The organism is Actinomadura sp. NPDC047616 (genome assembly GCF_040642915.1).
GTDB lineage: Bacteria > Actinomycetota > Actinomycetes > Streptosporangiales > Streptosporangiaceae > Spirillospora > Spirillospora miaoliensis.
Window position 1 is genome coordinate 321,685 of record NZ_JBEYTB010000003.1, and the last position, 11,388, is coordinate 333,072.

Here is an 11,388-nt window from a genome sequence, read left to right on the forward strand (position 1 = left end):
TATGCCACCATGTGGTAGTGCGTCGCGGGATGTCATATGTTGCCCCTGGGGACCACATTTCCTCGGTGATTGCCAGTCGGTACCGGCACGCCCCGATCGTGCGGATGTACGAGTATTGCGGACAGGTCCCCCCACACCGCACAACCAATGATCAGGTCGCGTGTCGCACCCCGTACCGCGCGGCGAAGTCGATGAGGGCCGGGACGGCGTCGCGGGTGCGGGTCCAGGGGCGGACGATCAGACGGTCGACGCCCAGGCGTTCCCAGTGGCGGATCTCGTCGGGGCCGGACAGTTCGTAGGCGTGCACGGTGATCTCGAACGGGGCGTCGGCGCGTCCGGCGGTGGCGCGCAGCTCGCGGAGAAGGTCGAGTTTCGGGCGGACGCCCCGCAGGGTCTGCGGCATGCTGATCCAGCCGTCGCACAGGGTCGCGGCGCGGCGCAGGGCGGCGCGTGACTCGCCGCCCGCGTGGACGGGCAGCGGGCGCTGGACGGGTTTGGGTTCGAACGCCACCTGGGGAAAGTCGAAGAACTCGCCGTGATGCTCGACCGTCCTCTCCGTCCACAGGCGGCGGGAGACGGCGATGGCCTCGTCGAGGCGCCGGCCGCGGGTGGCGAAGTCGACTCCGGCGGCCAGCCATTCGCCCTCGTACCAGCCCGCGCCGACACCGACGACGGCGCGGCCGCCGGAGATCTGGTCCAGGGTGGCGAAGGCGCGGGCGGCGATGAAGGGGTGACGCAGTCCGTAGAGGTAGACGGCGGTGCCCAGCCGTACGTGTTCGGTGACGGCGGCCAGCGCGCACAGGTAGGCGGGCGCGTCGAACAGCGGCGTCTGCGGGCGGATGCCGGGTTTTCCGGTGCCGGGGTAGGTGGCGGTGGACAGGTCGGTGGTGAAGACCAGGTGTTCCGGCAGCCACACCGATTCGAAGCCGAGACGGTCGGCCGCCACGGCGAGGTCGCGCCAGGCCCCGGGGTGGACCAGTCCGAGCGGTACGCCGAACCTCACGACCCCTCCCAGTGGGTGACGCGGCCGTCGGCGAGGTCGCGTTCGACGGCCTCGGGCGCGCGGGCCGCGGGGTCGCCGTATCCGCCGCCGCCCGAGGTCTCGACGACCAGGGCCTCCCCGGCGGCCAGCGGCTGGCGGGTGGCCTTGGTGCCGAGCGGTTCGCGGGTGCCGTCGGCGCGTTCGCGGTAGTAGCCGCCCGCGCGGCCGGGACGGCCGCCGGACGCGCCGGGCGGGGGACGCAGCAGCCGGTCGCCGCGCGTGTCGACGCGGGCGTCCTCCAGCATGCGGATCACGGTGCGGGTGCCGAGCCCGCCCCGGTGGCGGCCGGCACCGCCCGAGTCGGGGATCAGCGAGACCTCCTCGATCCGGACGGGCAGCCGCGCCTCGATCGGCTCGGCCTGCGGGATGATGTTGCGTCCGCCGCCGAACAGCGCGCCGGTGGCGTCGGGGCCGTCGCAGCCGTCGCGGGCGCCCATGCCGCCGAGGTCGAACGACATGTGCAGCCAGGGCCGGCGCGCGCCGCTGACGCTGAACGCCTGCAGGATGCCGGACGCGGCGACGCCGCCCGTGGGCAGCGCGCCGGTGAGGGCGGCGAAGATGGCCTCCTCGGCGGCGGCCACGGTGCCGAAGCGGCCCCCGCCGGGGTACGGGGGGGTGCAGTTGACGAGGGTGCCGCGTGGCATGCGCACGTCGACGGGGGCGAAGCAGCCCTCGTTCATGGGCAGCGCCGGGTCGACGAAGCAGCGCAGCGCGTACATGACGCCGCCGTGGGTCTGGGAGAAGCCGGAGTTGACGGGCAGCGGGACCTGCTCGTCGGTGCCGTCGAAGTCGACCACGGCGCCGCCGGCGCCGTCCACGGTGACGGCGACGCGGACCAGGTGGCCGTCGTCGAGCCGGTACTCGCCGTGGTGGGTGCCGGGCGGCAGGGCGGCCAGGCCGTCGCGCATGCGGCGTTCGGTGTGGGCGAGGTAGTCCTCGACGCCGCGGGCCAGGCCGTCCGGGGTGTGGGCGTCGATGATCTCTTCGAGGCGGCGGGCGGCGACGTTCGCGCCCGCGACGAGCGCGCGCAGGTCGCCGACGAGCCGGTCGGGGGTGCGGCTGTTGGCGGCCAGCACGCGCACCATCTCGTCCACCAGGCCGTCGGCGGTGGCGACGCGGACGGGCGGCAGCTGCAGGCCCTCCAGGTAGACGTCGGTGGCGTCGGAGGCCATGCCGCCCGCCGACAGCCCGGACAGGTCGGCGACGTGGATGAGCGTCCCGGTGAAGTAGGCGGGGGCGCCGTCCACGAAGACCGGGCGGAACACCAGCAGGTCGTTGGCGTGGATGCCGCCCTGGTAGACGTCGTTGAGCGCGAACACGTCGCCGGGGCGCATCGTGGCGGGCGGGTAGGCGCGCAGGACGTACGGCAGGGCGCTGCGCAGGCTGGCGCACTGGATGAGCGCCGTCGACAGGGAGTGCGCGACGAGGCGTCCGCGCGCGTCCAGGACGGCGGCGGCCGCGTCGGCGCCCTCCACGATGAACGTGGAGTAGGCCGAGCGCACCACGACGATGCCCGCCTCCTCGGCGGCCACGCACAGCGCGTTGCGCAGGATCTCGGCGGTGAGGTCGTCGCCGCCGCTCATGTCGTGCCTCCTTCGAGGAGCAGGGCGCCGTCCCGGTCGACGGTGCCGCGCCAGCCGGGCGGGATGAGGAGCGAGCACTGGGGCTCGGTGACCAGGCATGGACCGGGGAGTTCGGTACCTGGGGCGCAGCCGTCGCGGGGGTGCACGGGGACGTCGCGGAAGGCGCCGTCCAGCCACACCGGGCGGGTGCCGTCCGATGGCGGGCCGTGGCGTGCCGTGTGCGTCGACGTGACGGACCCGGACGGCAGGACGACGCGCACCCGCGCCGTGGTCACCTCCACCGGGTCGCGCAGCTCGATGCCGTACGACTCGTGGTACCGCTTGTAGAACTCGTCGGTGGCGCCCTGCACGACCTCGGGCGTGACGGGGCCGGACGGCAGTTCGACGGTGAACGCGTGGGCCTGCCCGATGAACCGCATCCCCAGCGACCGCACGACCGTGCCGGGCTCGCCGGTCTCCAGGTCGGCGCGTGCGGCGCGTTCCAGGTCGGCCAGGACGGACGCCAGTTCGCCGAGCGTGTCGCGGCTCGCCGAGCAGGAGACGAGCGTGCTCACCGGGGCGAGGAACGTGCGGGCCCGTTCGATGGCAAGGTCGGCGTACAGCAGCCCGACGGCGGAGCCGACGCCGGCCTGCGGCGGCACCAGCACCCGGCCGATGCCGAACCGCTCGGCCAGCCGGACGACGTGCGTGGGGGCGGCGCCGCCCAGGGCGACCAGGGTGAAGCCGCGCGGGTCGATGCCGCGCCGCACGGTGACGACGTGGATGGCGGCGCCCATCTGCGCGTTGGCGATGTCGTGGATCGCGGCCGCCGCCTCCACCACGCCGACGCCGAGCGGGCGGGCGACGTGCTCGGCGATCGCGGCGCGCGCCAGGTCGGGCGACAGGCGGAACTCGCCGAAGCCGCCGGGGTCGAGGTGGCCGAGGACGAGGTCGGCGTCGGTGACGGTGGGCAGGGTGCCGCCGCGTCCGTAGCAGGCGGGTCCGGGGTCGGCGCCGGCGCTGCGCGGGCCGACGCGCAGGGTGCCCGCGTCCACCCAGGCGATGGAGCCGCCGCCCGAGCCGACCTCGGCCAGGTCGATCGCGGGGACCTTGATGGGGACGCCGGTGCCGGGGCGGCGTCCGCCGAAGCTGCCCTTGCCGCCGACCTGGAACTCGTGGGTGATGCCGGGGCGTCCGCCCCGTACCAGCCCGGCCTTGGCGGTGGTGCCGCCCATGTCGAAGGAGATGAGGTCGGCCAGGCCGCGTCGCGCGCCCTGCCGGGCGGCGGCGATGACTCCGGCGGCGGGACCCGACTCGATGGTGTAGACGGCGCGGGCGGCGGCGAGCGCGGCGGGCAGCACGCCCCCGGCCGACTCCATCACGTGCACAGGGGCGGTGACGCCGAGGGCGCGCAGCCGTCCGCCGAGGCGTCGCAGATACGCCGCCATGACAGGGCCGACGTAGGCCGACATCAACGTCGTGGTGGCCCGTTCGTACTCGCCCAGTTCGGGCCACACCGACGACGAGGTGACCACGGGGGTGCCCTGGGGGAGCCGCGCGGTGATGATGTCGGCCAGGCGGTTCTCGTGGACGGGGTTGAGGTAGGAGTGCAGCAGGCATATCGCCACCGCCGACACGCCCAGGGACGCGATGTCGTCGGCGACGCGCGCGGCGGCGTCCTCGTCCAGGGGCTGGAGCACCGCGCCGTTGGCGGCGATGCGTTCGGGCACGGCGAACGTGTGCGTCAGGGGGACGGGCGGTTCGGGGGGCTCGAACGCCAGGTCGTAGCGCTCCTCCTCCACGCGGGCGCGCCGCCCGAGCGCCAGCATCGACCGGAAGCCCCGCGTGGTGACGAACGCGACGGGCACCCCGGTGCGTTCCAGGATGACGTTGGTGGCGAGTGTGGTCGCGTGGACGAACCGGTCGACGGCGCGCGGCGGCGTGCCCGACGCGGCGAGCACCTGCTCGACGCCGCGCAGCAGCCCCTCGGTGGGGTCGGCGGGCGTGGTGAGCGTCTTGGCGACGTGCACCCGGCCGTCCGTCCCGGCAAGGACCACGTCGGTGAACGTGCCGCCGACATCGCTGGCAAGGGTGATGCCCATGGACGCGTCCTCCCCGCTGCCGGCGGCCCGCCTGACCGCCGCCACCAACCTAGCGACCGCTTGGTACGCTAGCCGTCATGATGCTGGACGGCAAGGTCGCGGTGATCGCCGGAGCCGGGCCGGGGCTCGGCCGGACGCTGGCGGTCCTCATGGCCCGCGAGGGCGCGGACGTGGCGGTGGCGGCGCGCAGCGCGGACGTCCTCGACGCGATCGCCGCCGAGGTCGCGGCGGAGGGCCGGGCCGCGCTGGCGGTGCCGGCCGACGTGTCCCGCCCGGACGACGTCCGCCGCCTGGCCGACGCGGGCTCGACGTCAACGGCGGCCAGTTGTTCACGTGAGGACACCCGGCGACCGGCCGTGATTCGGACCACGTCCGCCGGTTTGCCGACTGATCTCTCCGGGGTATCACCCTGCCCGGAAAAGCCGCGATCGGGGGCGGAAAGGAGAGTCCCCGATGGTGCTCGATCCCGGCGGGCCCGGCCGCGCCCGCGGCGTGGACACGGCCGCGCGACGCGACCAGGTGCGCAAGGCCGCCGTCGCCAGCGTCGTCGGCACGTCCATCGAGTGGTACGACTTCTTCCTCTACAACACGGCCGCGGCGATCGTCTTCAAGGACGTCTTCTTCCCCAGCTCCACCGACTACGCGGGCACGCTTTCGGCGTTCGCCACCTACGCGGTCGGGTTCGCCGCCCGGCCGGTCGGCGCGGCGCTGTTCGGCCACTGGGGCGACCGGCTCGGCCGCAAGGCCACGCTGATCGTCACGCTGCTGCTGATGGGGATCTCCAGCGCGCTGATCGGCGTGCTGCCCGGCACCGAGACGATCGGCGTGGCCGCGCCGGTGCTGCTGGTGGCGCTGCGGATCCTGCAGGGCATCGCGGTCGGCGGCGAGTGGAGCGGCTCGGTGCTGCTGGCCATGGAGTGGGGCGACCAGCGGCGGCGCGGGCTGATGGCCAGCCTGCCGCAGATCGGCGTGCCGATCGGGCTGATCCTCGGCACCGGCGCGATGACCGCGATCGCGCTGTCGGCCGAGGACGCGTTCACCTCCTGGGCCTGGCGGGTGCCGTTCCTGCTCAGCCTGGTGCTGGTGGCGGTCGGGCTGTGGGTGCGGCTGCAGGTTCTGGAGACCCCGCTGTTCGCCGAGATCGTCGAGCGGCGCGAGGTGTCGCGGGTGCCGGTGGCCGAGGTGGTGCGGCGCCATCCCCGGGAGATCGTGCTGAGCGCGCTGCTGCGCTGCTCGGAGCAGATGCCGTTTTACATCTTCACCTCGTTCGCCCTGACCTACATTCATGACGACCTGGGCATGGCGCAGGGGCTGGCGCTGGGCGCGGTGACGCTGGCGGCCGTGCTGGAGCTGTTCGCGATCCCGGCGGCCGGGCACCTGGGCGACCGGATCGGCAGCCGCCGCGTGTACGCGACGGGGGCGCTGCTGGTCGCGGTGCTGGCCTTCCCGTACTTCGCGCTGCTCAACACCGGGATCGCCGTCGTGGTGGTGGTCGCGGTGGTGCTGGCGCAGATCCCGCACTCCCTGCAGTACGGGCCGCAGGCGTCCATGATCGCCGAGAGCTTCCCGACCCGGCTGCGCTACGGCGGGGCGGGCCTGGGCTACCAGCTCGCCTCGGTCGTCGCGGGCGGCCCGGCGCCGCTGCTGGCGACCTGGCTGCTGCACGACTACGGCTGGTGGGCCATCTCCGCCGCCATGGTCGTCGCCTCGGTGCTGACGCTGACGGCGATGGCGCTGCTGCCCGACCGCTCCCGCGCCGACATCACCGCCGACGACGCCTACTCCACGCCCGCCCCCTCAGCGCCTACTCCGCGGCCTGAAGCACCTCGGGACTGAGGCCGCGGGGCAGGACGAAGACGGCGGTGGCCTCGACCGTCACCGTGCCGTCCGGGGCGATGATGCGGGCGGCGGTGTGCGTGCGGCGGCCCACGACGCCGGTGACCTCGGCCTCGCCGCGCAGCGGGACGCCGTAGGGCGTGGGCCGCCGGTAGCGCAGGTCGAGCGCGGCGGTCATGCCCGGCGCGCCGGCCGCGTGCGCGGCGGCGCCGAGCAGCTGGTCGAGGACCATCGCCGACACGCCGCCGTGCACGAACCCGGGCGGGCCCTCGTAGACCGACGTCAGCGTGAAGTCGCAGAACACCGTGCGGTCGGGGCGCGTCTCGATCGTCACCGGCGGGGCGATCGGGTTGAGCGGCCCGGTGACGGGGTTGGCGAGCTGGCGGCCGATCTGCGGCGCGCCGGGGACGGGCGCGGCGATCGGCGGGGCGGAACGGCGCGCGGCCGACAGCCGCCGGGTGAGGGCCGCGATCTCCTCGCTCACGGCGGCGACCTCGGCGGCGTCGACGTCGGTGTGCACGACGGCCTCGGTCAGCTCGCGGATCCGCGCCGCCAGCCCGGCCAGCTCCGCCACCCGGGGCTCGTCCAGCGCGGCCCGCTCGCCGTCTACGAAGACCCGACGCATCGCCGCCCCGGCGCCGCTCATGCCGCCTCCCGTTCCTGTCGACCGAGTCGGATTCTAGAAGGCGACCCCGTCCCCGTCCCGCACCGGGGGTGCGCCCTCAGGGGGTCGTCCCTCATGACGGCCGACCGTAGCGCAGGGCGCGGGCCAGGAGCTGTGCCAGGTGCAGTCCCTCCCGGTGCGTCCCCTGGGCGATCTGCGTGCGGCAGGAGAACCCGTCGGCGAGGACGAGGTCGTCGCCGGAGGCGGCCCGCACCTTGGGGTACAGCTCGCGTTCGGCGCAGCCCTGGGAGACCTCCCAGTGGCCCGGCTCGAAGCCGAAGTTGCCCGCCAGCCCGCAGCAGCCCGCGCCGACCACGTCGGGGTCGACGTTGAGGCGTGCCAGGACGGCGCGGTCGGCGTCGTAGGAGCCCTTGGCCTCCTGGTGGCAGTGCACCTGCGCGACGGCCCGCGCGTCCAGTCCGGCGAACGGCCAGTCCCCGTCGTGGGCGGCGACGACCTCGGCCAGGGTCCTCATGCCGGCCGCGAGCTTCTTCGCGCGCTCGTCGTCCGGCAGCAGTTCGGGTGCCTCCGCGCGCAGCATGACGGTGCACGACGGCTCCAGGCCGACGATGGGCAGGCCGCTGTCGAGGGCGGGGCCCAGGACGTCCAGCGTGTGCCGCAGCACGCGTCGCGCCACCGTGAGCTGCCCCGTCGAATGCCACGTGAGCCCGCAGCAGACCCGGCCGGGCGGGATCAGGACGCGGTATCCGAGTGCCTCCAGTACGTCGACCGCGTCGCGCCCCACCCCGGGCGTGTGGAAGTTGGTGAAGGTGTCGGGCCACAACACGATCGTCCGGCCGTCCCCCGTTTTGGGCCCGCGTCGCCGGAACCACCGTTGCAGGCTCTCCTCCGCGAACCGGACCATCTGCCTGCGGGGCTCCACCCCGGCGACGCGCTTGACAACCCCGGCGACACGGTCACGCGCCAGGGCGGCGTTCACGAAACGTGCGGGCGCCCCGGACACCATGCGCGACCACAACGGCAGCCACCCCATGGAGTAGTGCGCCATGGGACGCCGCCGCCCGGCGTAGTGGCGGTGCAGGAACTCGGCCTTGTACGTGGCCATGTCGACGTTCACCGGGCATTCGTGCGCGCACGCCTTGCACGACAGGCACAGGTCGAGCGCGTCCAACACCTCGGTCGACCGCCAGCCGTCGGTGACGGTGCGGCCGCGCAGCATCTCGGCGAGCACGCGCGCGCGTCCCCGTGTCGAGTGCACCTCGTCCCGGGTCACCTTGAACGACGGGCACATCGACCCCACGTCCAGGTTGCGGCACGCGCCCACGCCCACACACCTGTGCACCGCCGCCGCGAACGAGCCCCCGTCGCGTGTGAGCGCGTGCACCGGCGTGACGGGCAGCGCGTCGCGCCCTGGGCCGGGCCGCAGGTCGGCGTCCAGCGGCGCCGGATCGACGAGCACTCCGGGATTGAGCCCGCGGCCGGGGTCGAAGACGCCTTTGAACGCGGCGAACGCCTTCAGCAGGTCCCCGGAGTACATCTTCCCCAGCAGCTCCGAACGGGCGCGCCCGTCGCCGTGCTCGCCCGACACCGAACCGCCGTAGGAGACCACCAGGTCGGCGGCGCGTTCCACGAACTCCCTGTAGGCCGCCACACCCGGCTCGTCGGAAAGGTCGAAGTCGACGCGCAGGTGCACGCAGCCTTCACCGAAGTGACCGTACGGCACGCCCTGGAACCCGTGCCGCCGCATCAACGCGTACAGGTCGCGCAGGTAACCGGCGAGGCGGGCGGGCGGCACGGACGAGTCCTCCCACCCGGGCCACGCCTCCCCGCCCTGCGGGAGCCGCGTGACGATGCCCGACCCGGCCTCCCGGATCCACCACAGCGCCCGCATTTCCCGCGGTTCGTCCACCACGACGGACGTGACCTCGGGCAGATGTTGCCGCACGCCGTCGACGAGCGCACGCGCCGCCTCCCGCGCGAGCTCCACGGAATCGCCGCCGACCTCGCAGTACAGCCAGCCACCGCCCTCGCACAGTTCGGCCCCGGCCGTGGCCCGCCCCGGCTGTGAACGCAACGCGGCCAGCAGATCGGCCGCCATGCCCTCGACGGTCAACGCGCCCATGCCCGCCACCACCGGAGCCATCTCGGCGGCGACGAACACGTCGGGGAATCCCAGGACGACCAGCACCCTGGCGTTGGGAACCGGCACCAGCCGCACGGTGGCCTCGGTGATGACCCCGCAGGTGCCCTCACTGCCCACCAGCGCCTTGGCCACGTCGAACCCGCGCTCCGGGAGCAGGTAGTGCAACCCGTAGCCCGACACCTGGCGGCTGAACCTGCCCAGTTCCCTGCGCAACGGGGCCAGGTGGGCGTCACGCAGCCGGGTCAGTTCCGCGTCGAGGGCCGCGTCCCCGGAGGTGCCCTGCCGCGCGTGCAGTTCCCTGCCGTCCGCCGTCAGCATCTTCAGTGCCAGGACGTTGTCGGCCGTCGTCCCCCAGGCCACCGAATGCGATCCGCACGCGTTGTTGCCGATCATCCCGCCGAGGGTGCACCGCGAATGCGTGGACGGGTCCGGCCCGAACGTCAGGCCGTACTCGCCGGCCGCCGCGCGCAGGTCGTCCAGCACCACCCCGGGCTGCACGACGGCCGTCCGCGCGTCCGGGTCGATCTCCAGGACGCGGTCGAGATGGCGCGAGGTGTCGACGACGACGCCCGTGCCGATCGAGTTGCCCGCGATGGACGTCCCGCCGCCGCGCATGGTCACCGGCAGGCCCGCGTCCCGCGCGATCTCCAGGACCCGTGCCAGCTCCTCCATCGAGCGCGGCTCGGCCACCGCCGCCGGGACCCGCCGGTAGAGGGAGGCGTCGGAGGAGTAGGCCGCGCGCGTGGTCAGGTCCGTCCGGAAGACCCCGGGCAGCCGCCGTGCCAGCTCGACCCCCACGCCAGACCCCTCTCACCGACGACCGCACCGGGCGTTCCCATCATGCCCCCGCCCGCCGCCCGCTGGACGAGCAGGACCGGCCCGACACCGATCAGCACGCCGGTGACCCCGCTCCGACGGCCGGCCAGGACACCCCGGACCGCCGGATCACGCAGGGGCCACGTAGATCAGCGGCAGGAGCGGCAGTGACCGAATCGTCGCCGTCCCCGGCACGCTATGCGAGCCGCTCGCGCACGCCCAGGCCGTACTCGCCGCGGCGGCGGAGCATGACCAGCAGCATGAGCACGAACATCGCGACGTGCTCCAGCATCATCATCGTCCCGGCGTCCACGACGTCCAGCCACAGCAGCGGGATCAGCACCACCGCCGGGGCGAACATCGCGCCGCACATCTCCAGGGTGCTCGCCCACCCGTGGCCGCGACGGCGCATCCAGAGCACCATCCCGGCCGACATGTCGAACGCCATCTCCAGCGTGACCAGCTCGGGCTGGGTCGTCATGGAGTACTCCACGCCCGTCGGCGCGAGCACGCCCCGCACCACGGCGCCGAGCACGACCATCCCGGCGAGCATCGCCACCACCATCTCCAGGTAGTGCCGGACGAAGTGCCGCCACCCGTGACCGGATCTCCCGGACGCGCCGTCGCCTGCCTGCATCCCACGTCTCCTCTCATACGGGCGCGGGGTATTGACCGCATACGGTACAGGGGTATGTAGAGGGAGACAAGGCTCGAATTCCGCTGCGGAGTGAACAGAGCGGCAGTCATACGCCCACCCCGTGCCGGTTACGTCCACACGTCCCTGCACAGCCCCCGGGCGGTCGCGGACATCAAGTGACCGCCACTGTCCCTAGCGTCTGCGCCACGACGGAAAGGGAGATTCCATGACCATTCTCGTAACGGGTGCCACCGGCAACGTGGGCCGACCGCTCGTCGAGCGGCTGCTGGCGGACGGGCACCGGGTCCGCGCCCTCACGCGCGACCCCGCGAAGGCGAACCTGCCGGCGGGCGCGGAGGTCGTCGCCGGGAACCTGGCCGACACCGCGAGCCTGTCCGCGGCGTTCGACGGCGTCAGCGCCGCGCACCTGATCGGCTTCGGGGACGACTACGCGCCGCTGGCCAACGGCCCGGAGATCATGGACGTGGCGAAGCGGGCCGGCACGCCCGAGGCCGGGTACACCGTCCTGCCGACCGTCGAGCAGGTCACCGGCAGGCCCGCCCGCACCTTCGCCCAGTGGGTCGAGGAGAACGCCGCCGCCTTCCGCTCCTAGCCTCCGCCGGGC

Annotated in this window: 8 protein-coding genes and 1 pseudogene; 3 read left to right on the forward strand and 6 right to left on the reverse strand. The window is 73.9% G+C overall.

The window, feature by feature from the left end; translation table 11 throughout:
* Window positions 1-151 precede the first annotated feature (151 nt).
* From ABZ801_RS09095 to ABZ801_RS09105, 3 genes are read right to left on the reverse strand one after another with little or no spacing between them, the layout of a single operon-like run.
* Window positions 152-1,003 carry an LLM class F420-dependent oxidoreductase gene (locus ABZ801_RS09095; RefSeq protein ID WP_360694812.1) on the reverse strand — a complete coding sequence of 284 codons (852 nt, stop codon included), beginning with the start codon at window positions 1,001-1,003 and terminating at the stop codon, window positions 152-154.
* A complete protein-coding gene (locus tag ABZ801_RS09100) occupies window positions 1,000-2,625 on the reverse strand; it encodes a hydantoinase B/oxoprolinase family protein (RefSeq protein WP_344948273.1) in 1,626 nt (541 codons plus the stop codon). Before ABZ801_RS09100 ends, ABZ801_RS09095 begins: the two co-directional genes overlap by 4 nt.
* Complete coding sequence (locus tag ABZ801_RS09105) at window positions 2,622-4,706, reverse strand: hydantoinase/oxoprolinase family protein (protein ID WP_360694816.1); 2,085 nt, start codon at window positions 4,704-4,706, stop codon at window positions 2,622-2,624. The genes ABZ801_RS09100 and ABZ801_RS09105 overlap by 4 nt, the downstream gene beginning before the upstream one ends.
* Before the next feature lie 80 nt (window positions 4,707-4,786).
* On the opposite strand from ABZ801_RS09105, the pseudogene ABZ801_RS09110 reads away from it, so the two are divergent.
* A pseudogene (locus ABZ801_RS09110) lies at window positions 4,787-4,993 on the forward strand (SDR family NAD(P)-dependent oxidoreductase); the annotation flags it as partial.
* Window positions 4,994-5,159: 166 nt separating this feature from the next.
* Window positions 5,160-6,542 (forward strand): MFS transporter, encoded by a 1,383-nt coding sequence (locus ABZ801_RS09115; protein ID WP_360694819.1) that lies wholly within the window; start codon window positions 5,160-5,162, stop codon window positions 6,540-6,542.
* Here the strand turns inward: ABZ801_RS09115 and ABZ801_RS09120 are convergent.
* The 3 genes from ABZ801_RS09120 to ABZ801_RS09130 form a co-directional block, all read right to left on the reverse strand.
* A complete protein-coding gene (locus tag ABZ801_RS09120) occupies window positions 6,511-7,188 on the reverse strand; it encodes a PaaI family thioesterase (protein ID WP_360694822.1) in 678 nt (225 codons plus the stop codon). The two genes, ABZ801_RS09115 and ABZ801_RS09120, sit on opposite strands and share 32 nt — an antisense overlap.
* A 91-nt stretch (window positions 7,189-7,279) precedes the next feature.
* On the reverse strand, window positions 7,280-10,108 hold the full coding sequence (locus ABZ801_RS09125; protein ID WP_360694824.1) for an FAD-binding and (Fe-S)-binding domain-containing protein: 2,829 nt from the start codon (window positions 10,106-10,108) through the stop codon (window positions 7,280-7,282).
* Window positions 10,109-10,322: 214 nt separating this feature from the next.
* Window positions 10,323-10,763 carry a hypothetical protein gene (locus tag ABZ801_RS09130; RefSeq protein ID WP_360694827.1) on the reverse strand — a complete coding sequence of 147 codons (441 nt, stop codon included), beginning with the start codon at window positions 10,761-10,763 and terminating at the stop codon, window positions 10,323-10,325.
* A gap of 226 nt (window positions 10,764-10,989) precedes the next feature.
* Here ABZ801_RS09130 and ABZ801_RS09135 point away from each other — a divergent pair, with 226 nt between their 5' ends.
* The gene (locus ABZ801_RS09135) at window positions 10,990-11,376 is read left to right on the forward strand and encodes an NmrA family NAD(P)-binding protein (protein WP_360694830.1); all 387 of its coding nucleotides are present in this window, start codon (window positions 10,990-10,992) and stop codon (window positions 11,374-11,376) included.
* The last annotated feature ends 12 nt before the right edge of the window (window positions 11,377-11,388 follow it).

Coding starts and splice junctions, on each gene's coding strand:
- ABZ801_RS09100 (WP_344948273.1), bottom strand. CDS start 2,625: ATGAGCGGCGGCGACGACCTCACCGCCGAGATCCTGCGCAACGCGCTG.
- ABZ801_RS09105 (WP_360694816.1), bottom strand. CDS start 4,706: ATGGGCATCACCCTTGCCAGCGATGTCGGCGGCACGTTCACCGACGTG.
- ABZ801_RS09115 (WP_360694819.1), top strand. CDS start 5,160: ATGGTGCTCGATCCCGGCGGGCCCGGCCGCGCCCGCGGCGTGGACACG.
- ABZ801_RS09120 (WP_360694822.1), bottom strand. CDS start 7,188: ATGAGCGGCGCCGGGGCGGCGATGCGTCGGGTCTTCGTAGACGGCGAG.
- ABZ801_RS09130 (WP_360694827.1), bottom strand. CDS start 10,763: ATGCAGGCAGGCGACGGCGCGTCCGGGAGATCCGGTCACGGGTGGCGG.
- ABZ801_RS09135 (WP_360694830.1), top strand. CDS start 10,990: ATGACCATTCTCGTAACGGGTGCCACCGGCAACGTGGGCCGACCGCTC.